We start from the raw sequence: 22,111 nt of genomic DNA, 5'->3' as shown, positions 1-22,111 counted from the left end.
TCCTTAAAACAGACCCTCGACCAGGCCTTCAGCGTTGAGCCGGATCGATTCCGATGCAGGCTTCCGGGGCAGACCCGGCATGGTCATGATTTCACCCGTGACAACGACGATGAAGCCGGCACCGGCTGAAATACGGACTTCGCGGATCGGCACGGAATGGCCGGTCGGCGCGCCTTTGAGGTTCGGATCGGTCGAGAACGAATACTGCGTCTTCGCCATGCAGACGGGCAAGTTGCCATAGCCGGCTTCTTCCCAGTCCTTGAGCTGATTGCGGATTTTCGTGTCGGCGATGACCTCGTCTGCGCGGTAGATCTCCTTCGCCACGGTGTTGATCTTGTCGAAAAGGGACATGTCGTCGGGGTACAGCGGCTTGAAGTTGGCGGCGCCGGAATCGACGAGTTCGACGACCTTGTTGGCGAGCGCCACCGTGCCTTCCGATCCCTTGGCCCAATGTTCGCAAAGGATTGCTTCGGCGCCCTGCGAGGCGACGTATTCCTTGACGGCTTCGACCTCGGCATCTGTATCGGTGTAGAAGTTGTTGATCGCAACCACGACCGGCACGCCGAATTTCTTCAGGTTCTCGAGGTGGCGGCCGAGGTTCGGGCAGCCTTTCTTGAGGGCGTCGACGTTTTCCTCGTTGAGCTTGTCCTTGCCGACGCCGCCGTTCGATTTCAGCGCCCGGATGGTGGCGACGATGACCACCGCGTTCGGGCTGAGGCCGGCCTTGCGGCACTTGATGTCGAAGAACTTCTCGGCCCCCAGGTCGGCGCCGAACCCGGCTTCGGTGACGACATAGTCGGCGAGCCTGAGCGCGGTCTTGGTGGCGACGACCGAGTTGCAGCCATGCGCGATGTTGGCGAACGGGCCGCCGTGCACGAAGGCAGGATTATTTTCCAGCGTCTGCACCAGGTTCGGCTGCATGGCGTCCTTGAGCAGGACCGCCATCGCGCCTTCGGCCTTGATGTCGCGGCAATACACCGGCGTGCGGTCGCGGCGGTAGGCGACGATCATGTCGCCAAGGCGCTGTTCCAGATCGGCGAGGTCGGAAGCCAGGCACAGAATGGCCATCACTTCGGAGGCCACGGTAATGTCGAACCCGGCTTCGCGCGGGAAGCCGTTCGCGACGCCGCCGAGCGAGCAGTTGATCTGGCGCAGTGCGCGGTCGTTCATGTCGAGGACGCGGCGCCAGACGATACGGCGGACGTCGATCTCAAGCTCGTTGCCCCAATAGACGTGGTTGTCGATCATCGCCGAGAGAAGGTTGTGCGCCGACGTGATGGCGTGGAAATCCCCGGTGAAGTGGAGGTTCATGTCCTCCATCGGGATGACCTGTGCATAGCCGCCGCCGGCGGCGCCGCCCTTCATGCCGAAGTTCGGGCCGAGGGATGCTTCGCGAATACAGATCGTCGCTTTCTTGCCGATACGGTTGAGACCGTCGCCGAGACCGACGGTGGTCGTCGTCTTGCCTTCACCGGCGGGGGTCGGATTGATGGCCGTCACCAAGATTAGCTTGCCGGTATCGTTGCCTTCAATGCTTTTGATGAAATCGGCGGAAACCTTTGCCTTGTCGTGGCCGTAAGGCAGCAGATGCTGTTCCTTGATGCCGAGCTTAGCGCCGATGTCATTGATGTGCTTCGGCGAGGCTTCGCGGGCGATTTCGATATCGGTTTTTGCCATAGTTAGAGATTCCCAATTCAATCAGTTGTTTGTACCGGCGGCCGTTCAGTCGCCCAGGTTGGTGCCGGCCTCTAAGCCGGCGTCATTGGCCCATTCGGCGGCGGATACCTTGCCCCCACCGGCAGGGCGTACACGCTTTAGCAGAATACGCCCACCTATGCATTGCACGGTCACGCCGTCTTCTGACACGTCGACGACGCGGCTGCTGACGCCATCACCCTCGACCCGCTGGCAATCGAAGACGCCGACTTCGGCACCGCCGAAGGTCGTCCACGCACCGGGCGACGGGTTGGTGCCGCGGATCAGATCGTAAACCTGCTTGACCGGCTTGTTCCAATCGATGTGGGCATGCTTCGCCGTGCACCGGCGTTCGTAAGTCGCACCGGCTTCGTCCTGGACGATGCGTGGCGGATTTCCCGAACGGAACAGATCGCAGACCTCGAGAACAGAATCGATGGCCGCCGGATATATCTTCTTGAAGTAGAGATCGATCACCGTGTCGTCCGGCTCGATCGGGCATTCCCACATCATCAGGACATCGCCCTCGTCGAGGCCATCCGTCGGATAGAACCAGGAATAACCCGACTTGGTGCTGCCCATGATGATCGGCCAGTTGACTGCGGACGGACCGCGGTGCAGAGGCAGCAGCGAAGGATGGAAGCAGATCGAACCGAGCTTCGGGGTATTGCGTGCAGCTTCCGGCACGAACACGTTGACGAACGCCATGACCATCAGGTCGGCGTTCAGCGCGGCCAACTCGTCGAGGCTTTCCTGATCCTTGAAGTGCGCCGGCTGATGGACAGTCAGGCCTTGTTCCAGGGCGAATTCCTTGATCGGGTCGAGCGGCTTACCGTCCTTGTCAGGCTCGCAGTAAACGGCCACTACTTCGTCGACTCCGGCTTCCAGAATCTTGGCCAGGGCATCCTTGCCGAACGCCTGCTGACCCATGACGATAACGCGCATATTTCCTCTCCTGTCAGGGGCACACGCTGGCGCCCCTTCAAATCATTTCGTACAGCGCCCGGTTTGCCGGGCTTATCGTTACGGCGCGCCCGAAAGACCGGGCGGCCTGAATTACTCGGCCGCGGCCTTGACCTGGCCGACGGCGCCGGATGCCTTGATCCGCTCCAGATCGCCGTCCGCGTAGCCCAGAACCTGCGTCAGAATTTCTTCGGTATGTTCACCGAGCAGCGGCGAACGTTCGACCTCGACCGGCGAGCCCGAAAGCTTGATCGGACACCCGACCGTCAGGTACGGGCCGCGTTCCGGATGATCGACTTCAACGATCGTGCCGGTCGCGCGCAGGCCTTCATCCTCGGCAATTTCCTTCATGCTGAGGATCGGGCCGACGGGGATGTCGAGCGGGTTGCAGATATCCATGACTTCGAACTTGTCCTTGGTCATCGTCCACTCTTCGATGCGTGCGAAAATCTCGTTCAGTTTGTCGAGGCGTTCGGGCGGCGTGGCGTAACCTTCCTTGGTTTTCCAGTCCGGCTCGCCGATGACGTCGCAGATCTTTTCCCAGACAGCCGCCTGGGTGATGAAGTACGTGTACGCGTTGGGGTCCGTTTCCCAGCCCTTGCACTTCAGGATGCGGCCCGGCTGACCGCCGCCGGAATCGTTGCCGGCGCGCGGCGTCGCATCGCCAAACGGGATGCCTTCGCCGAACTGGGAGTATTCCTTGAGCGGACCGGCCTTGAGACGCTGCTGATCGCGGAGCTTGACGCGGCAAAGGTTGATGACGCCGTCCTGCATGGCGGCCAGAACCTTTTGGCCCTTGCCGGTTTTCTCGCGCTGGAACAGCGCGGTTACAATGCCCAGCGCCAGGTGCAGTCCGGTGCCGGAATCGCCGATCTGCGCACCGGTCACAACGGGGATGCCGTCGACGAAGCCGGTTGTCGATGCCGAACCGCCGGCGCACTGGGCGACGTTCTCGTAGACCTTGCAGTCTTCGTACTTGCCGGGGCCGAAGCCTTTCACGGACGCCATGATCATGCGGGGATTGAGTTCCTGAATGCGTTCCCAGGTGAACCCCATACGGTCCAGCGCGCCCGGCGCGAAGTTTTCGACCAGCACGTCACACGTTTTGATCAGACGCTCCAGCACTTCCTTGCCGGTCTCGTTCTTCGAGTTCAGCTCGATCGAACGCTTGTTGTGATTGAGCATGGTGAAGTAGAGCGAATCCGCGCCCGGCACGTCGACCAGTTGCTTGCGCGTCGCATCGCCGACACCGGGGCGTTCGACCTTGATGACGTCGGCACCGAACCAGGCCAGCAACTGGGTACAGGTCGGCCCGGACTGGACGTGGGTGAAATCGAGAATTTTGACGCCTTCTAGAGCTTTCATAATTTGCTCCTGCTTATTGGTGTGAATGCCATGACGTGTTCTTATTTCTTGGACACGACGCTTTGCGGGTTGAGATTGCCGATACGGCCGCTTTCGGTACCGGCGTTTCCGTCGATGACGGCGTTGACGAGGGTCGGCTTGCCCGATTTCAGGGCTTCTTCGACCGCCTGTGCCAGCTCGTCGGGGGATGTCGCATACACGCCGACGCCGCCGAACGCTTCCATCATCTTGTCATAACGCGCGTCCTTGACGAACACCGTCGGTGCCACGTCGGCGCCGCCGGTCGGATTGGTGTCGGTGCCGCGGTAGATGCCGCCGTTGTTGAAGACAACGACGCAGACCGGCAGGTTGTAACGGCAGATCGTCTCGACCTCCATGCCGGAGAACCCGAAGGCGCTGTCACCCTCGACGCAGAGCACCGGATGACCGGTTTCCACGGCCGCCGCGATGGCCTGGCCCATGCCGATGCCCATGACACCCCAGGTGCCGACATCAAGCCGCTTGCGGGGCTTGAACATGTCGATGATGGAGCGTGCGAAATCGAGCGTGTTGGCGCCTTCGTTGACCAGGATCACGTCGGGGTTGGCGGCGATGATCCGTTTCAGCGCGCCGAGTGCGCCGTGGTAATCCATCGGCACGTTGTTGTTTTGCAGCTTCGGCGCCATGCGCTCGACGTTGGTGTCGCGCTTCGCCTTGACGGCGTCGGTCCATGCCGCGGGCGGCGGTGTCCAGCCGTTCCCCATGCCGTCCAGAAGGGCATCGACGCACGATGCGATATCGCCGACCAGCGGGGCGACGATTTCGACGTTGGAGTCCATTTCCTTCGGTTCGATATCGATATGGATGAATTTCTTCGGCGCCGTGCCCCAGGTTTTGCCCTTGCCGTGCGACAGCAGCCAGTTGAGCCGGGCACCGATCAGCATCACGGTGTCGGATTCTTTCAGCACAAGCGAGCGGGCGGCGCCGGCGTACAGATCGTGATCGTCCGGCAAAAGGCCCTTGGCCATGCTCATGGCGATGTACGGAATGCCGCTTTTTTCGACCAGCGCGCGGATGGCGTCATCGGCCTGCGCATAGGCGGCGCCCTTGCCGAGAACGATCAGCGGCCGCTCGGCGGATTTGAGAACATCCAGCGCGCGTTTGACGGAATCCGGTGCCGGTAGCTGCGCCGGTGCCGGGTCGATGACTTCGACCAGCGATTTGGCGCCTGCTTCGGCATCCATGACCTGACCCAGCAGCGCTGCCGGCAGATCCAGGTAAACGCCGCCCGGACGGCCGGAAACCGCGGCGCGGATGGCACGCGCAATGCCGATTCCTATGTCTTCGGCGTGCAGCACGCGGTATGCCGCCTTGCACATCGGCTTGGCGATGGCGAGTTGGTCCATTTCCTCGTAGTCGCCCTGCATCAGGTCGACGATTTCACGCTCCGACGAACCGGAAATCAGGATCATCGGGTAACAGTTGGTGGTGGCGTGCGCCAGCGCGGTCAGACCGTTGAGGAAGCCGGGCGCGGACACCGTCAGGCAGACACCGGGCTTTTTCGTCAGGTAGCCTGCGATCGCGGCGGCATACCCGGCATGCTGTTCGTGGCGGAACGACAGGACACGCAAGCCTTCGGCCTGCATCATGCGGCCGAGATCGGTGATCGGAATCCCCGGGACATTATATATTGTGCTGATACCGTTAAGTTTCAGCGCATCGATGACAAGATGGAACCCATCGGTGAGCGCCTGTGCGTCATCGGTGGCTTCAGTTGCCTGGACTTCCGTCGCGGTCGACGACATGTCGTATCCTCCGTGGTCGGGCGGCTGTTTTCAGCCGGCAGTTTTGCGTTTGGACCGGGTTGGCGCCGGTTCGGACTTGTCGTCGTCTTCCGGGGCGTGGTCCGTGAATTCGTGCCAGCTCTGGCGAATATGCGCATGCAACTGCATGGTATGTTCGCGCACCAGTTTGCTGGCGAGATCGCCGTCGCGCTTTTCCAGCGCCTCGATGATGTGCATGTGGTCGTCGACCGAAAGGCTGACCCGGTCGGCCTCGGCCATGGCGCGGGCGCGGATGGCGCGCATGTGCAAGAACAATCCGTCGGCGATGGAATGCAGCATCGAGCATTTTGAAAGTTCGAGAATGCGGCGATGAAAGCGGATATTCGCTTCCGAATACTCGTCCATGTGTTCGCGCGCTTCGTTTTTGGTGTAATCGGCGACCATGCGGCGCAACGAACTGATTTCGTCGTCGCTGGCATGGGTCGTCGTCAGGCGCGCCGCCATGCTTTCCAGTGCCGCCCAGACGGTGATCATCTCGAGGACTTCTTCTCTGGACTTGCGTTTGATGAAGATGCCCTTGCGGGGCTGGATATCTACGAAGCCTTCCTGTTCGAGACGGGCCAGGGCTTCGCGAATCGGGGTGCGGGAAATGCCGAGCTGCTCGGCCATTTTCCGTTCTTCAAGCTTCAGGTTGGCATCGGCATCATAGATATTCATGCCGGTGATGGCTTCTTTCAGCACCTCATAGATATGATCCTTGAGGCTGAAATTCGTGCCGACTGCCTTGAGCTTCAAGCTCCGCGCCATCGCCCCCTCCTGATTGCCGCCGGATTGCTTTTTTATCGGGTGACGATGCGTTATCCGCACCTGACGCCCGCCCGGCCGCTTCATATGTACTTGGTATACCATATGCCACCTCCCATGCAGCCGCAATAGCTGAATCTGAACATTTTTATGTTGCGGTGCACCTAAAGTTCCCTCTGTAACCCTTGGTTTTCTGCAGTTTTTTGAATTGCCGAAACTTCTTCACTGGTATATGGTATACCAGATTGAAGGGATAAATCAGACTGAATTGCAAGCAAAAAAATCGCAATAACAACTGCATGCAGGTTTTATCCCCAGCAGACCGGGAGGTGGCCCATGAATTTATATGAACACGAAGCGAAGGAAATCCTGGCGCAATACGGCGTGCCCGTGCCCGAGGGACATATCGCCACGACGCCCGCCGACGCGGAAGCGCAGGCGCGCGTACTGCCGGGACATAAATTTGCCGTGAAGGCTCAAATCCTGGCCGGCGGGCGCGGTCTGGCCGGCGGCGTCGAGCTGGCGGCAACGCCGAGCAAGGTCGGTGAAATCGCCAAGCGCCTGATCGGCGCCCGGCTGGTGACGCCGCAAACCGGCGCCGACGGCGAAACCGTCGAGCGGGTGTATGTCGAAACGGCTGTCGATTCCGAACGTGATTTTTTTCTTGCCGTCATTGTCGATCAGTCGAGCGGCACTGTTTCGGTGCTCGGCTCGAAAGCGGGCGGTGTCGATTTCGAGGAACGCGTCAAACGCGAACCCGGGATCGTCGAGGCCCTGAGCGTCTCCTATGACGGCGCGTTCGACGATGCCGCCTGTACCGGGTTCCTCGACAAGCTCGGGATTTCCGGTACACCGGCGGCAGAGGCGCGCGATATCATCGCCGCTCTGGTCAAGGTGTTTCTGCGCACGGATGCAACCCTGATCGAGGTCAATCCCCTGACGCTGACCCGCGACGGCACGTTCTGCGCGGTCGATGCCAAGATCAGCATCGACAACAATGCGCTCTACCGGCATCCGGAATTCGCCACCCTCTCTTCCGGCGCGGAAGGGGATGAAATCGAGATGCAGGCACAGAAGGACGAGATCAATCTGGTCCGCCTCGACGGTAATATCGGCGTCGTCGTCAACGGTGCGGGGCTTGCCCTGGCGACCCAGGACATGATCACCGATGCCGGCGGGCGTGCCGCCAACTTCATGGATATCCGCACCACCGCGACGAGCCTGCAGGTGGCGCGCGGGATCGGCATGCTGCTGAGCGACCCGAACGTGAAGTCGATACTCGTGCACATTCACGGTGGCGGCATGACGCCTTGCGACACCATTGCCGAAGCGCTGGCGCTTGCGCTCGCCTGGTCGGACCGCAAGGTGCCGGTCGTGACCCGCCTTGCCGGACATAATGCCGACTATGCGCGGCAAATGCTGGTCGACCGGAACGTGCCGCATGAGCGCTGCGATTCGATAAGCGATGCGGTTCAGACCGCAATCGCGCGCGCGGCCTGAGGGGGAACGGAAACATGAGCATTCTTGCAAATGCAAACACCAAACTGATCGTACAGGGTATGACCGGGCGATCCGGCACGTTCTATACCGATCAGGCCATCAACTACGGCACCAACGTTGTCGGCGGCGTGCGCCCCGGCAAGGGCGGCAAGAACCATATCGGCCGTCCCGTGTTCAACACGGTCGGTGAAGCGATGCGCGAAGCCGCTGCCAATGCGAGCATGATCATGGTGCCGGCGCACAACGCCGCGCAGGCCATGATCGAGGCGATCGAGGCGGAAATGCCTTTGATCGTGTGCGTCACCGAACGCATTCCGGTGCTTGATATGGTGCGTGTCAAAGATGCACTCCGGGGCTCGAAAAGCGAACTGGTCGGGCCGAACTCGCAAGGCGTTCTGACCCCGGGGGCCTGCAAAATCGGCGTCATGTCGACGGCCGATGCCAAGCCCGGCCACATCGGCATTGCCTCCAGGTCGGCCTCACTGACCAGCGAAGTCGTCGCCAGTCTTAGCAGCCTCGGCCTCGGCCAGTCGACAACGGTCGGCATCGGCGGTGATCCCGTGCACGGGATAGGCTTTGTCCGCTGCCTTGAACTTTTCATGGCCGACCCGGACACGCATGGCGTCGTGCTGATCGGTGAAATCGGCGGCAGCGAGGAAGAACAGGCGGCGGCATTTCTGAAGGCGCAGTCCTACGAAAAGCCCGTCATCGCCCTGGTTGTCGGGCGCCATGCCCCGGCGCAACGCCGCATGGGCCATGCCGGAACGCTTTCCGTGTTCGGCAGCGGCAATGCCGTTACGAAGAACGCGGCTCTCAAGGCTGCGGGCGCGAGTGTCGTCGAGAACGTAGTCTCTGTCGCGCCGGCGATGGCCGATGCAATGGTGCGTGCCTAATGTGCGTCAACGAAACGGCGTTCGATGTATGTTTGACCACCGGGCAAGACGCGCCATATGGTGTGTCGCGCGCCATTGAGCGGAATGGCAACGGAGGAAGCGGTCGTGAACGGCGTTCTCGTTCATCGGTTGCAATGGGTAAAGGCATCAAAGCCGGACGGCATCCATGCTAATACGATCAAGCGATTCATGCCTCATCGTCATCGACATGCAAGAGCGGCTTGTGCCGGCCATGCAGGCGCCGGCGCGCACCATCAAGAATGCGAAGCTTCTGATTTCCGTGGCCCGCGAGCTGGAAATTCCTGTTCTGCTGACGGAACAGTACCCAAAGGGACTGGGCCAGACAGTGAAGGAAATTGCTTCGGTGTCGAGCGGCCTGCCGGTGTTGGAAAAGATGCATTTTTCCTGCATGGAAGATCAACACTTTGCCGATACATTCCACGCCCTGGGGCGCAAACAGGCCGTCATAGCCGGGATGGAGGCGCATATCTGCGTCATGCAGACAGCAGTCAACCTGATGGACGAAGGCTATGAGGTGTTTGTCGTGACGGATGCGACGTCGTCACGCACGCTGGAAAGCGAGCGGGCATGCCTCGACCGTCTGGGGGCTTGCGGAGCGGGCATTGTTACGACGGAAATGGTCGTGTTCGAATGGCTAGGAAAAGCCGGGACGGACGCTTTCAAGAAACTGCTGCCATTGGTGAAATAGGTTTACGGCATTATGGATACATTCGAGAAAAGAAAGAAAACCAAGCCTGTTCGCCCGGGCGGCGGCAATCGCAAGAAATCGCGGGCCTTCCCGAAAGGCCGACAGGTTCAGCCCGATGCACGGGGGGACGTGCAGAAGCTTTTGAAAGGCAAGTCCCGCGCACGGGATCTGCTGATCGAGCACCTGCATCTGATTCAGGACAAGTACGGGCATCTGTCAGCCGCGCATCTGGCGGCGTTGGCCGAGGAAATGAAGCTGGCAATGGCCGAGGTGTACGAGGTCGCGACATTCTATCATCACTTCGACGTGGTCCGCGAAGGCGAGGATGCCCCGGCCGAAGTGACGATCCGGGTCTGCGATTCGCTGAGCTGCGAAATGGCCGGCGCCAAGGACATCATCAAATCGCTTGGTAACAAGGCGCCCAAGTATGTGCGAGTCCAGCACGCGCCGTGCATGGGACTTTGCGACAAGGCGCCGGCGGCGGCGATCGGCCAGAATTATACCGGCAACGTGTCGGTTGCGTCGTTGTTGAAAGCCGCCAAAAACCGCGACATCAAGCCTGCGAAAGTCAAATACCAGAGCCATGATGCCTATGTGAAGGCGGGCGGCTACAAAGTTCTGAAGGGTCTGCGCAAGGGCAAGCAGACGCCCGATCAGGTCATCGAGACGTTTCTCGAAGCCGGACTGCGCGGGCTGGGCGGCGCCGGGTTTCCGTCCGGGCAGAAGTGGAAGTTCGTGCGTGCGGCCGAGGGGCCGCGTTACATGTGCATCAACGCCGACGAAGGCGAGCCGGGGACGTTCAAGGACAAGCTCTATCTGGAAACCAAACCGCACCAATTCCTCGAAGGGATGCTGATCGGCGCCTGGGGTGTGGATGCCACGGCGGTCTATATCTATCTCCGCGATGAATATCCGCACATCCGCAACGTTCTGCTCAAGGAAATCGCGGTACTCGAAAAGAAGAAGATCATCGAGCCCGGTTATGTGCATCTGCGCCGTGGCGCGGGTGCCTATATTTGCGGCGAGGAAAGCGCGATGATCGAAAGCATCGAGGGCAAACGCGGCCTGCCGCGTCACCGCCCGCCGTATGTGGCACAGGTCGGCGTCTTCGGCCGCCCGACGCTGGTTCACAACGTCGAAACCGTTTACTGGATGCCGGAAATCCTCGCCAAGGGGGCCGACTGGTTCATCAAGCAGGGCCGCGACGGCCACAAGGGCAACCGGTCTTATTCCGTTTCCGGGCGCGTCAAGAACCCGGGTGTGGTGCTGACCGCGGCCGGTGCGACGGCGGAAGAACTGATCGAAGCCTGTGGCGGGATGCTCGACGGGCATACCTTCAAGGGCTATCTGCCGGGCGGGCCGTCCGGTGGGATCATGCCCGCGTCGATGGGCAATCTTGCGCTCGATTTCGGCCAGCTTGAAAAGTACGGGCACTTCGTCGGGTCGCACGCCGTGGTGATCCTGTCGGACAAGGATCACATGCGCGACGTGTCCGTGAATCTTCTGAAATTCTTTGAAGATGAAAGCTGCGGTCAGTGTACACCGTGCCGTGTCGGCTGCGAGAAAGCGGTCAAACTGATGGATACCAAGAAGTGGAACACCAAACTGCTTGGTGAACTTTCGGATGCCATGATGGATGCATCGATCTGCGGTCTGGGGCAGGCAGCGCCGAACCCGATCCGCTCGGTGATCAAATACTTCAAGAAGGACATTACGTGATGTCGGACCAAATTACCTTCACGCTCGACGGCAAGAAAGTCACTGCTGAACCCGACGAAACGATCTGGCAGGTCGCCAAACGTCGGGGGAAGACGATTCCGCACCTCTGCTGGAAGGACGCGCCCGGTTACCGGGCCGACGGCAACTGCCGCGCCTGCATGGTCGAGATCGAAGGCGAGCGCGTGTTGGCGGCGTCGTGCGTGCGCACCCCGGCGGATGGCATGAAAGTTTTCACCCAGTCGGAACGTGCCAAGAAGTCCCGCAGAATGGTGATCGAGCTTTTGATGGCCGATCAGCCGAAGACCAAGGACGCGCATGACAGCCAGTCTGCGTTCCTGAGCTGGACCAAAGCGATGAACGTCAAGACGTCGCGCTTCCCCAAGGGCAACCGTCCCAAGCCGGACGTCTCGCATTCGGCGATGGCGGTCAATCTCGATGCCTGCATCCATTGCAATCTGTGTGTGCGCGCGTGCCGCGAAGTGCAGGTCAACGACGTCATCGGCATGGCGTCGCGTGGGCACGACGCCAAGATCGTCTTCGATTTCGACGATCCGATGGGCAATTCGACCTGTGTCGCCTGCGGCGAGTGCGTGCAGGCCTGCCCGACCGGCGCGCTGATGCCGAAGACAATCATCGATGACAAGGGCCGGGGCGGGCGTGTCGCCGACAAGCAGGTGCAGTCGGTGTGTCCGTACTGCGGTGTCGGTTGTCAGATCACCTACAACATCAAGAAGAACAAGAAGACCGGCCGCGATGAAATCGCCTGGGTCGAGGGCGCCGGCGGGCGTTCGAATGAAAACCGCTTGTGCGTCAAGGGCCGCTTCGGCTTCGATTACGTCACCAGCCCGGAGCGCCTGACCAAGCCGCTGATCCGCAAGCCGGGCAAGCCCAAGGGCATCAATGTCGATCCCGCCAATCCCTATACCCACTTCCGAGAAGCGACGTGGGACGAAGCATTGAAGCTTGCCGCCAAGGGCCTGAAGGGCATCCGCACCAAGCACGGGCCGAAGGCCCTTGCCGGGTTCGGTTCGGCCAAATGCTCGAACGAGGAAGCGTATCTGTTCCAGAAGCTGGTGCGGACCGGTTTTGGCTCCAACAACGTCGATCACTGCACGCGTCTGTGCCATGCATCGTCGGTGGCTGCGCTGATGGAATGCATCGGTTCCGGTGCCGTGACCGCGCCGTTCATGGCGGCGAAGGACGCGGACGTGATTGTCGTCATCGGTGCCAACCCGATCGAAAACCACCCGGTCGCCGCGACCTATTTCAAGCAGGCCGTCAAACGCGGCGCCGAGCTGGTCGTCATGGATCCGCGCGGCCAGGCCCTGAAACGCCACGCCACGCACATGCTGCAATTCAAGTCGGGCAGCGATGTCGCCATGCTGAACGCGATCATGCACGTGATCGTCGAGGAAGGCCTGTACGACAAGCAGTACATCCAGTCGCACACCGAGGGTTTCAACAAGATCAAGAAGCACCTGAAGGACTTCTCGCCCGAGAAGATGGAAGCCGTTTGCGGCATCGCGGCCGATGAACTGCGCACGGTCGCCCGCAAATACGCGACCTCAGGACGGTCGATCATCTTCTGGGGTATGGGTGTGTCGCAGCATACGCACGGCACGGACAATGCGCGTTGCCTGATTTCGCTGGCGCTGATGACCGGCCACACCGGGCGTCCCGGTACCGGTCTGCATCCGCTGCGCGGTCAGAACAACGTGCAGGGTGCGTCCGATGCGGGTCTGATCCCGATGGTCTTCCCCGATTACATGAAGGTCGGCAACGACGACCTGCGGGGCCGCTTCGAGGAACTGTGGCAGACCAAACTCGATCCCGATCCGGGCCTGACCGTGGTCGAGATCATTCACGCCATTCATGACGATGAAATTCACGGCATGTACATCATGGGCGAAAACCCGGCGATGTCGGACCCGGATGCCAACCATGCGCGCGATGCGCTGGCCAAGCTCGATCATCTGGTGGTGCAGGACATTTTCCTCACCGAAACGGCGATGTTCGCCGATGTCGTGCTGCCGGCGACGGCATGGCCGGAAAAGGACGGCTCGGTATCGAACACCAACCGCCAGGTGCAGATGGGCCGCAAGGCGCTGGATGCGCCGGGCGACGCCAAGCCGGACTGGTGGATCACGGTGCAGATGGCCAAGGGTCTGGGTCTGAAGTGGAAGTACAAGTCGCCGGCCGATGTGTTCGCGGAGATGAAACAGGCAATGCCGTCGCTCGACAACATTACCTGGCAGCGGCTGGAGAACGAGAACTCCGTCACCTATCCGTGCCCGGCGCCGGGTCATCCAGGCGAGGACATCGTTTTTGCCGACCGTTTTGTGACCGACGACGGGCTCGGCAAGTTCGTTCCGGCCAACGTCACGCCGCCCAACGAAGTGCCGGACAAGAAATTCCCCTACATCCTGATCACCGGGCGTCAACTCGAACACTGGCATACCGGCGCGATGACGCGGCGCTCGTATGTGCTCGACCAGGTGCAGCCGACGCCGACGGTGCAGATGAACACCATCGACATCGCCAAATTCGGCATCGAGCCGGGCGACAAGGTGAAGGTGTCGACGCGCCGGGGCGAGGTCAAAATCGCGGTGCGCGCCGACAATGCGGTGGCGCCGGGAACGATCTTCATCCCGTTCGCGTACGTCGAGGCCTCGGCCAACGAACTGACCAACCCGCAGCTCGATCCGATCGGCAAGATCCCCGAGTTCAAGTACTGTGCCGCCAAGGTGGAGCCGCTGCGCTAGGGGGGCGGGTTCGGACTTTATCGTCATCCCGGCGAAGGCCGGGGTGACGATATTACATTTCCGCGGGACCCCGAATCGCAAGGGCCGCCCGCTGCCCGAAGGCGTGGACGGCCCTGACGATTAAGTCGCGTATCTTAAAGTGCGTCGTTGCCGGTTTCGGCGGTACGGATGCGCACCGCCTGTTCGACATCGAGAACGAATATCTTGCCGTCGCCGATCTTGCCGGTTTGCGCCGCTTCGCGCACCGCTTCGACCACGCGTTCGGCGCGTTCGTCATCGGTGACGATTTCGAGCCGGACCTTGGGCACGAACTCGACGTTGTATTCGGCCCCGCGGTAGATTTCCGTCTGGCCTTTCTGGCGTCCGAAGCCCTTGACCTCGGAAACCGTCATGCCCTCGACGCCAAGCTCCGTCAGCGCCGACCGGACAGCTTCGAGCTTGAATGGTTTGATGACCGCCATAATGAGTTTCATCTGTCTCTCCTCTGTCCCTGGGTTAGAAATTGTAGTCGCGTTCGCCGTGATACGAAAGGTCGAGCCCTTCTTCCATTTCATCGTCGTCGGCGCGAATACCGCAAACAGCCTTGGCGATATAGGCGATGATCAGGGTCGCGACCGCGGACCAGACCACCGTGGCGCTGACGCCCAGTGCCTGTACGCCGAGCTGCGATGTCACCGTCATGCCCTCGGCAAGACCGGCCCCGCCCAGTTCCTCGATGACGAACACGGCGGCCGCCAGTGTGCCGAGGATCCCGCCGACACCGTGCACGGCAAAGACGTCGAGGGAGTCATCGAATTTCAGTTTCTCCTTGATCAGAACGACGGCGCCGTAACACACGAAGCCCCCGAGAAGCCCGATGCAAAGCCCGCCGAGCGGGCCGACGAAACCCGACGCCGGGGTGATCGTCGCCAGCCCCGCGACCATGCCGGTGACGACACCGACGAGGCTCGGTTTGCCGAATTTCTTCCATTCGATGAAGATCCACACCAGAGACGCCGTGGCGGCCGAGATGTGCGTCACGGCCATGGCCATGCCGGCGCTGCCGTTGGCGGCAAGCGCGCTGCCGGCATTGAAGCCGAACCAGCCGACCCACAGCATGGACGCCCCGATCATGGTCATGCCGGGGCTGTGCGGCGGATGCAGTTGCGTCGGGTATCCGGGTCTGGCGCCCAGGACCTTGACGATGACCAGTGCCGATGTACCGGCGGTGGCATGCACGACCAGCCCGCCCGCGAAATCCATCACACCCATGCCGGCAAGAAATCCGCCGCCCCACACCCAGTGGCAGACGGGCGCATAGACAAAGATCAGCCACAAGCCGCTGATCAGCAGCACCGCCGAGAACTTAATGCGTTCCACATAGGCGCCGACGATCAGCGCCGGGGTGATGATGGCGAAGGTCATCTGGAACATGAAAAACACGCTTTCCGGAATATCGCCGGACAGGCTATCGAAGCCGACACCGTTGAGCATCGCTTTGCCGAGGCCCCCGACGAGACCGTTGCCTGCATCGAAAGCGAGGCTGTAAACGCCCGCGAACCACAGGATCGAGGCAAGGCAGGCAATGGCGAAGCAGTGCATCAGCACCGAAAGCACGTTCTTGGCCTGAACCAGACCGCCATAGAACAGCGCCAGTCCCGGCAACGTCATGAACAGCACAAGCGCCGTCGACGTCAGTATCCACGCCGTGTTGGCGCCGTTAACTTCCTGTGCCGCCGCCGGAAAGGCGATCAGCATCATGGCCAGCGCGATCGCAGCGCCGCCACACCGGTTTATTGTACCCGACATAGTGTTCCCTCCGATTTGTCGAAACGGTGATTTGGCTCTCCCAAGCCGCTCGGCACACCGCTTCGTTGCATATCCCTTGATCAGCTTTTTCGGAAAATGCCTAAAACGAGGGCATAATTCCGCGCTGACCGTTGGTTTCTCCCGTAACACAGGGATAACAGCAAAACCGGGGCCAACTTTGCCCGGTTGTTTTGACTGTAGTCGATTGCGGGCATTGCCAAGCGGGCGGGGCTTGGCGAATATGGCCGCTGATTTTCCGCAAAATGAGGACATAAGACATGCGTACAGGTGGTCAGATGGTGGTCGAGGCGCTGGTCGCCAATGGTGTCGACAGGGTTTTCTGCGTGCCCGGCGAGAGCTATCTGGCTGTCCTCGACGCGTTGTATGACGTCTCCAACCAGATCAAGGTGACGGTCTGCCGCCAGGAAGGCGGCGCCGCCAACATGGCCGAGGCCTATGGCAAGCTGACCGGCAAGCCCGGCGTCGTCATGGTGACGCGGGGACCCGGCGCGACCAACGCGTCGATCGGCGTGCATACGGGGTTTCAGGATTCGACGCCGATGATCGTCCTCGTCGGTCAGGTGGCGCGCGATCAGGCCGACCGCGAGGCGTTCCAGGAAATCGATTACCGCCGCATGTTCGGTCAAATGGCGAAATGGGTTGCCGAGATCGAGGATACGTCGCGCGTACCTGAATATATGAGCCGCGCTTTCCAGACGGCGCTGGCCGGTCGTCCCGGTCCGGTGGTGCTGGCGTTGCCCGAAGACATGCTGTCGAACAAGGCCGATGCGCCGGAAACCAAGCCGGTGACGATTGCCCGGCCCGGCGTCGCGGCGAAGGACGTTGAGAAATTCCGCGCCCGTCTGGCGACGGCGAAACGCCCGCTGATCATGGCCGGCGGCGGCGGCTGGACACCGCAGGCAACGGCCGCCCTGACCCGCTTTGCCGAGGCCAACAACATTGCCGTTTCGTGCGCATTCCGCCGCCAGGACTGTTTCGATAACACGCATCCGCTTTACGCCGGCCATGTCGGCATCGGCGCCGACCCGAAGCTGATCGACCGCGTCAGGACCGCCGATCCGCTGATCGTCATCGGCCCCCGGCTGGGCGAAATGACGACCGGCGGTTATGAGCTTCTGAAGCCGCTGCACGCGGATCAGCCGTTGGTGCACGTGCATCCGTCGGGCGAGGAACTGAACCGGGTCTATGCCGCCGAGCTGCCGATCCAGGCGGATGTGACGCAGTTTCTGGAAGCCTGCGCGGATATGGCACCGCTCGACAGTGTGGCGTGGGCCGACGATGCAAAAGCCGCACACGCCGATTACATGGCTTTCACGACCCCGGCGGCGTCCAGCAGCGACGTCGACATGGGATCGGTGATGGAAACCGTTCGCGAGCTTCTGCCCGACGACGCCATTGTCACCAACGGTGCCGGGAACTATGCGATCTGGGTGCATCGCTATTACCGTTACAGGAAACCCGGCACGCAGCTCGCGCCGACGTCCGGCGCCATGGGCTATGGCGTGCCGGCGGCGGTGGCGGCGAAGCTCGAACACCCGAACCGCGTCGTCGTTTCGTTCGCCGGCGACGGCTGCTTCCAGATGAACTGCAACGAGCTCGGCACGGCGATGCAATATGGCGCCAATGTGATTTTCATCGTCGTCAACAATTCGATGTACGGCACCATTCGCATGCACCAGGAGCGGCGTTTCCCGGACCGCATTTCCGCCACCGACATCATTAACCCGAACTTCCCGGCGTTGTGCGAAGCCTACGGCGGCAAGGGCTATCTGGTGACGAAGACGGCGGGGTTCCGACCGGCCCTCGAAGATGCGATCGCCAGCGACCGGATGGCGCTGATCGAAATCCGCATCGATCCCGAGGACATCGCCCCCGGCCGCCGTCTCAGCGAGCTGTAAGCGAGCCCCGCATGGCCAAGGGTACGGATGACACGCTGATCCTGTTTGCGAACGAAGCGTTTTATGCCGCCTTCGCCGCCGGCGATATCGAGGCGATGGACGGCATCTGGGCCAGGGAGGTTCCCTGCGTCTGTCTGCATCCGGGCGCGACGCCGATTTATGACCGTGCCGAGATCATGCGCAGCTGGGCGCACATCCTCGCCGATCCGGGGGTCCGCGAGATGCAGATGCATACCGCCCGCATCGTCGCCCATGGCGATTTCGCGCTGGTCATCTGTTACGAAACGCTGGGCGGCGGGACGCTGGTCGCGAGCAACGGTTTCGCCCGGGAAGGCGGGCAGTGGCGGATGATTTCGCATCATGCCGGACCCTGCCCCGACGCACCCGACGAAGAACAGGACAGCGACGACGACGGGGACAGCCCGGCGCCGAGACTGCATTAGGCGATCTGAGGAGGCCGTCAGGCCGTCTCGAAGGATGAATTGTCAGCCCTTATAATTCGCCCTGATCTGCGCGATGGCGCTGGCGGCGAGGCGGGCTTCCGGCGGGTCGGCGCGGCTGGTGAGGACGATCGGCACCTTGGCGCCGAGCACGACCCCGGCAGCCAGCGCGGAGCGGAAATACACCAGCATCTTGAACAGCCCGTTGCCCATTTCGATGTTCGGCACCGCGAGAATATCCGCCTGACCGGCGACCGGGCCGCCGATGCCCTTGAGCTTCGCCGCATCGGGCGAGACCGCGTTGTCGAAGCCGAACGGCCCGTCGACGTGGGCGTTTGCAACCTCGCCGGTATTGGCGCGCTCGACGATCTGGCGCGCCAGCATGGTTGACGGCATGCTCTCGATAACGCTTTCGGATCCCGACAACATGGCTACCTTCGGCATCTCGTAGCCCAGCGCATGCGCCAGATCGACCGAGTTCTGCACGATATGCAAAAGGGTCTTTTCATCGGGTGCGACGTTGACCGCGCCGTCGGTGATCATCAGCACCTTGTCGGAGCCGGGCGCGGTCATGTGAAAGACATGGCTGATCCGGCGCTCGGTCCTGAGCCCGGCCTCGCGCGCGACGACGGCGCGCATGATGGCGTCGGTGTGCAGTTGGCCCTTCATCAGCGCCTGCACCTCGCCCGCGGAGGCCAGTTGCACGGCGGCGTCGGCGGCATGTCCTTCGGGCTTCGAGTTGACGATGCGGATCCCGGAAATATCCCAGCCGAGATCGCGGGCGATACGTTCGATGTCCGCCTTGTCGCCGACCAGCGTCGGGATGATGAAGCCATGTTCCGCCGCCTGCCTGGCGCTTTCCATGGCCACCGGATGATCGGCGCCGGCAACCGCCATCTCGACGGCCGGCAGCGCTTTTGCCTTGGCGATCAGGGCGTCGGGGACTTCGAAGGGGTGGTCACTCAGCATGGTGTATCATGTCCTCAAAGATCGCCGAGCGCGTCGGGCCCGGGTGTGCTTTCGCCGCTCTCGATACGGCGGATGACGGTGCAGATCGCGGCGTTCAACGGTGTCGGAATGCCGTGCTTTTTGCCGCGCTCGACGATCAGGCCGTTGATGTGATCGATTTCGGTCGGCCGGCCCTTTTCCACGTCCTGCGCCATCGACGGGCGCTGGCTGTCCTTGCGGCGCGTCATGTCGTCATGGAATTTCGCGGTGATGGCTTCAAGCGCGGCGGCGTCGCCTTCATCGGCGGCGAGCAGTTGATCGGGATCGAGGCCCATGATCTTGACCAGTTTCGCATTCTCGGCGCGGGCGACGCGGACGGCTTCGGCGGCCAGGCCGATGGTGATGCGGCGCATGTTCGCATCCTTGTCGTTGGTATTGGCGCCCTGCTGGGTGGCGGCGGAAACCGGGTTGCGCATGGCGTTCGCGGCCAGCTTCGACCAGCGTTCGCCCATCAGGTTATCGGTCGCCCGTGTGCTGTCGATCATGGACAGCATGTCCGCCACTTCGCGGACGCGCGGCGTCACGTCGCCGTTGATTTCGCCGACCCGGAACACGGTGTGCTGGTCGCCGCCCTTCTTGATCTTGCGCTGGATGTTGCCGGGCCCCGGCAACGACAAGGAAATCTGGCTGGCGATGCAGCCGACGGTGCGTTCGGCACCCAGCACGGCGGCGATCAGGTGTTCGTTGATGCCGTTCTGCAACGACACCGCGAACCCGCCGTCCGCCAGATACGGCTGCATGAACTGGGCGGCGTCATGGGTGTCATAGGATTTGACGGCGATGAAGACGATATCGAACGGGCCGATCCCGCCCGGCGGCGGCAATTCCGATTGCAGAACCGTGTTGCATGCGACGTCGAAACATTCCTCGTCGGTGACGCCTTCGAGTTTCAGGCCGGGGTCGCGCATGGCCGCGACATGTGCCGGCCACGGGTCGATCATGGTGACGTCGAGGCCGTTCCGTGTCAGATAGCCGCCGACGTAGCCGCCGAGCGCGCCGCAGCCCATGATGGCGATGCGTTTGCTCATTATGGATGTCCCCGATCTGTCGTTTCCCCGGCGCGTATTAGAAGAGGCATGCCCCGGGCGGGTCAAGCGGGGATCAGGCTTACAGCCGTCCGAAACCGTAAATCAGTTCGCTGAGGATGCGGATGCCGGGCTCGATCCGCTCGGCCGGCAGCGACGAGAAGGCGAGGCGAAAGTAGTTCTTCGGCCTGTCAGCCCCAAGGAAATGCACGCGGCCCGGTTCGATCAGGACGCCTTCCTCGCGCGCGCGTTCGGCCAGTTCGCGGGCGTCCAGTTTATCCGGTCCCTTGACCCAGAAGCTGGTGCCGCCGAAGCCGGGGCGGGTCGCCGAGGCCGGCAGGAAGTGCTGCAGCGCGTGGTCCATCTTTTCCCAGCGGATGCGGAATTCCCGGTGCAGGCGATGGATCAGGGCGTCGTGATGGCCGAGCGAGAGGAACAGCGCCGTTTGGCGCTGGTTGACCGTCGGCGGGTGGCGCAGCATCAGGCGGCGAAGCGCACGCGCCTCGGCGATCAGGTTCGGCGACGCAACCATGTAGCCCAGTCTCAGCCCCGGAAACAGCGACTTCGACAGCGAACCGACGTAGATCACCCGCCCGGCATCGTCCATCGATTTCAGCGCCGGGGTCTGGCGGCCGACGTAATTGGTCTCGAACTCGTAATCGTCCTCGATCAGGATCGCGTCGTTGCGTTCGATGCGGGCCAGCAGTTCTTCGCGGCGCGACATCGGCATCGTCGCCGTTGTCGGGAACTGGTGGCTCGGCGTCACATACAGGTATTCGCAGCCGTCGATCCGCTGGTCCGCCGGCAAGCCGTGCTGGTCGACGGGGATCGGCACCACGCGATCGCTTTTCAGGCGCGCGATGTTGAACATGTCCGGATAGCCGGGATCTTCGAGGCCGACCGTGGTGCTTTCCGTGAACAGCAGGCTGGCCAGAATATACAGGGCATTCTGCGCGCCCATGGTGACAAGGATTTCATCGGCGCTGGCGGTGATGCCCCGTCTCGGCAGGATGTGGGTTCTGATCTGTTCGATCAGCATCGGGTCATCGTGGATCTGACGGTCGCCGGTCCATGCATCCATGGCGCGCCGGCCGAGCGCCTGGCGGGCACACTCGCGCCACGCCGCCAGCGGGAAAAGCTGCTGGTCCACCTGCCCATAGACGAACGGATACGGGTACGACGACCAGTCGATGGCTTTTTCGATGTTTTCCTGGCGGCTCGGGTGGACGCGGAACCGCCGTTCCCAGTCGATGCCGTCATTGAGCGGGCGGGGCGGGCCGGCGGGCGAGTGGACCGTCTGGCCGCACATTTCCTCGTTTACGTAATAGCCGCTGCGTTCACGCGGGATCAGGTAGCCGTCATCGACCAGGTTCTGATACGCCAGCACGACGGTATTTCTGGAAACGCCGAGGTTTTCCGCCATGCGTCGGCTGGAGGGCAGGGGTTCTCCGCCGCCGAGCTGACCGCCCAGGATCGCGTCGACCAGCGTCTCGCGGATCTGCGCCTGCAGGCTGATATTCCTGTTCCGCTTCAGATGAAAAATCGCGTCTCGCACGCCTGAAACCTCCCCCGTGGCTTTGCGTGGTCTGGAATAATGCTGGAATCTGGCCCTATTGTGGGTCCAGGTCAAACGTCTACGGTTAATGTCTAGGAATAACGACAGACCCGGCCCGCTTTGGCCTGTACATGTCGACGATCAGCAATGATGTTTACAGGCCCGCGGCGAACCGGCGCGGCTTTTGGATTGTGGAGGATACC

The 22,111-nt window shown here is 61.8% G+C and carries 17 protein-coding genes; 7 read left to right on the top strand and 10 right to left on the bottom strand.

Features of this window, described 5'->3' with window-relative positions; all coding sequences use genetic code 11:
- Nucleotides 1–3 precede the first annotated feature (3 nt).
- From L2D14_16880 to L2D14_16860, 5 genes are all read right to left on the bottom strand, one after another.
- Nucleotides 4–1,677, bottom strand: coding sequence for a formate--tetrahydrofolate ligase (locus L2D14_16880; protein ID WNJ99530.1), 1,674 nt, complete (start codon nt 1,675–1,677; stop codon nt 4–6).
- 45 nt (nt 1,678–1,722) lie between these two features.
- Nucleotides 1,723–2,640, bottom strand: coding sequence for a methionyl-tRNA formyltransferase (locus L2D14_16875; GenBank protein WNJ99529.1), 918 nt, complete (start codon nt 2,638–2,640; stop codon nt 1,723–1,725).
- A 111-nt stretch (nt 2,641–2,751) separates the two neighbouring features.
- Nucleotides 2,752–4,026: a formyl-CoA transferase gene (gene frc / locus L2D14_16870; GenBank protein WNK01699.1), complete on the bottom strand. Its 1,275-nt coding sequence runs from the start codon at nt 4,024–4,026 to the stop codon at nt 2,752–2,754.
- A 38-nt stretch (nt 4,027–4,064) separates the two neighbouring features.
- Entirely contained in the window at nt 4,065–5,807 is a 1,743-nt protein-coding gene (oxc, locus tag L2D14_16865; protein WNJ99528.1) for an oxalyl-CoA decarboxylase, read from the bottom strand.
- 30 nt (nt 5,808–5,837) lie between these two features.
- A complete protein-coding gene (locus tag L2D14_16860) occupies nt 5,838–6,593 on the bottom strand; it encodes a GntR family transcriptional regulator (GenBank protein WNJ99527.1) in 756 nt (251 codons plus the stop codon).
- A 333-nt stretch (nt 6,594–6,926) separates the two neighbouring features.
- Here L2D14_16860 and sucC point away from each other — a divergent pair, with 333 nt between their 5' ends.
- The 5 genes from sucC (at nt 6,927) to fdhF (ending at nt 14,173) form a co-directional block, all read left to right on the top strand.
- A complete protein-coding gene (gene sucC, locus L2D14_16855; protein ID WNJ99526.1) occupies nt 6,927–8,090 on the top strand; it encodes an ADP-forming succinate--CoA ligase subunit beta in 1,164 nt (387 codons plus the stop codon).
- Nucleotides 8,091–8,104: 14 nt separating this feature from the next.
- The gene (sucD, locus tag L2D14_16850; GenBank protein ID WNJ99525.1) at nt 8,105–8,983 is read left to right on the top strand and encodes a succinate--CoA ligase subunit alpha; all 879 of its coding nucleotides are present in this window, start codon (nt 8,105–8,107) and stop codon (nt 8,981–8,983) included.
- Nucleotides 8,984–9,149: 166 nt separating this feature from the next.
- Nucleotides 9,150–9,692, top strand: coding sequence for a hydrolase (locus L2D14_16845; protein WNJ99524.1), 543 nt, complete (start codon nt 9,150–9,152; stop codon nt 9,690–9,692).
- 12 nt (nt 9,693–9,704) lie between these two features.
- The gene (locus L2D14_16840) at nt 9,705–11,411 is read left to right on the top strand and encodes an NAD(P)H-dependent oxidoreductase subunit E (GenBank protein ID WNJ99523.1); all 1,707 of its coding nucleotides are present in this window, start codon (nt 9,705–9,707) and stop codon (nt 11,409–11,411) included.
- A complete protein-coding gene (gene fdhF, locus L2D14_16835; GenBank protein WNJ99522.1) occupies nt 11,411–14,173 on the top strand; it encodes a formate dehydrogenase subunit alpha in 2,763 nt (920 codons plus the stop codon). Before L2D14_16840 ends, fdhF begins: the two co-directional genes overlap by 1 nt.
- A gap of 134 nt (nt 14,174–14,307) precedes the next feature.
- On the opposite strand, the gene L2D14_16830 is transcribed toward fdhF, so the two are convergent.
- Both L2D14_16830 and L2D14_16825 read right to left on the bottom strand, forming a co-directional pair.
- The gene (locus L2D14_16830) at nt 14,308–14,646 is read right to left on the bottom strand and encodes a P-II family nitrogen regulator (GenBank protein WNJ99521.1); all 339 of its coding nucleotides are present in this window, start codon (nt 14,644–14,646) and stop codon (nt 14,308–14,310) included.
- 22 nt (nt 14,647–14,668) lie between these two features.
- Nucleotides 14,669–15,961 (bottom strand): ammonium transporter, encoded by a 1,293-nt coding sequence (locus tag L2D14_16825; protein ID WNJ99520.1) that lies wholly within the window; start codon nt 15,959–15,961, stop codon nt 14,669–14,671.
- Between the two features lie 278 nt (nt 15,962–16,239).
- Between L2D14_16825 and L2D14_16820 the strand changes: the two genes are divergently transcribed.
- A complete protein-coding gene (locus L2D14_16820) occupies nt 16,240–17,880 on the top strand; it encodes a thiamine pyrophosphate-binding protein (protein WNJ99519.1) in 1,641 nt (546 codons plus the stop codon).
- An 11-nt stretch (nt 17,881–17,891) separates the two neighbouring features.
- A complete protein-coding gene (locus tag L2D14_16815; protein WNJ99518.1) occupies nt 17,892–18,323 on the top strand; it encodes a nuclear transport factor 2 family protein in 432 nt (143 codons plus the stop codon).
- A 42-nt stretch (nt 18,324–18,365) separates the two neighbouring features.
- Here L2D14_16815 and L2D14_16810 read toward each other — a convergent pair whose 3' ends face one another.
- The 3 genes from L2D14_16810 to L2D14_16800 form a co-directional block, all read right to left on the bottom strand.
- On the bottom strand, nt 18,366–19,289 hold the full coding sequence (locus tag L2D14_16810; GenBank protein ID WNJ99517.1) for a bifunctional enoyl-CoA hydratase/phosphate acetyltransferase: 924 nt from the start codon (nt 19,287–19,289) through the stop codon (nt 18,366–18,368).
- Between the two features lie 14 nt (nt 19,290–19,303).
- Nucleotides 19,304–20,356 (bottom strand): 2-dehydropantoate 2-reductase, encoded by a 1,053-nt coding sequence (locus L2D14_16805; protein ID WNJ99516.1) that lies wholly within the window; start codon nt 20,354–20,356, stop codon nt 19,304–19,306.
- Nucleotides 20,357–20,435: 79 nt separating this feature from the next.
- A complete protein-coding gene (locus L2D14_16800) occupies nt 20,436–21,908 on the bottom strand; it encodes a PLP-dependent aminotransferase family protein (protein WNJ99515.1) in 1,473 nt (490 codons plus the stop codon).
- Between the last annotated feature and the right edge of the window lie 203 nt (nt 21,909–22,111).

This window comes from Thalassospiraceae bacterium LMO-JJ14 (assembly GCA_021555105.2).
Taxonomy (GTDB): domain Bacteria; phylum Pseudomonadota; class Alphaproteobacteria; order Rhodospirillales; family Casp-alpha2; genus UBA4479.
The sequence above is the reverse complement of the archived record's forward strand: the minus strand, read 5'-3'. Positions and strand labels throughout refer to the sequence as shown.

Coding starts and splice junctions, on each gene's coding strand:
- L2D14_16805 (WNJ99516.1), bottom strand. CDS start 20,356: ATGAGCAAACGCATCGCCATCATGGGCTGCGGCGCGCTCGGCGGCTAC.
- L2D14_16815 (WNJ99518.1), top strand. CDS start 17,892: ATGGCCAAGGGTACGGATGACACGCTGATCCTGTTTGCGAACGAAGCG.
- L2D14_16845 (WNJ99524.1), top strand. CDS start 9,150: ATGCTAATACGATCAAGCGATTCATGCCTCATCGTCATCGACATGCAA.
- L2D14_16820 (WNJ99519.1), top strand. CDS start 16,240: ATGCGTACAGGTGGTCAGATGGTGGTCGAGGCGCTGGTCGCCAATGGT.
- L2D14_16840 (WNJ99523.1), top strand. CDS start 9,705: ATGGATACATTCGAGAAAAGAAAGAAAACCAAGCCTGTTCGCCCGGGC.
- L2D14_16880 (WNJ99530.1), bottom strand. CDS start 1,677: ATGGCAAAAACCGATATCGAAATCGCCCGCGAAGCCTCGCCGAAGCAC.
- L2D14_16860 (WNJ99527.1), bottom strand. CDS start 6,593: ATGGCGCGGAGCTTGAAGCTCAAGGCAGTCGGCACGAATTTCAGCCTC.
- L2D14_16830 (WNJ99521.1), bottom strand. CDS start 14,646: ATGAAACTCATTATGGCGGTCATCAAACCATTCAAGCTCGAAGCTGTC.
- fdhF (WNJ99522.1), top strand. CDS start 11,411: ATGTCGGACCAAATTACCTTCACGCTCGACGGCAAGAAAGTCACTGCT.
- L2D14_16875 (WNJ99529.1), bottom strand. CDS start 2,640: ATGCGCGTTATCGTCATGGGTCAGCAGGCGTTCGGCAAGGATGCCCTG.
- L2D14_16825 (WNJ99520.1), bottom strand. CDS start 15,961: ATGTCGGGTACAATAAACCGGTGTGGCGGCGCTGCGATCGCGCTGGCC.
- sucC (WNJ99526.1), top strand. CDS start 6,927: ATGAATTTATATGAACACGAAGCGAAGGAAATCCTGGCGCAATACGGC.
- sucD (WNJ99525.1), top strand. CDS start 8,105: ATGAGCATTCTTGCAAATGCAAACACCAAACTGATCGTACAGGGTATG.
- oxc (WNJ99528.1), bottom strand. CDS start 5,807: ATGTCGTCGACCGCGACGGAAGTCCAGGCAACTGAAGCCACCGATGAC.
- L2D14_16810 (WNJ99517.1), bottom strand. CDS start 19,289: ATGCTGAGTGACCACCCCTTCGAAGTCCCCGACGCCCTGATCGCCAAG.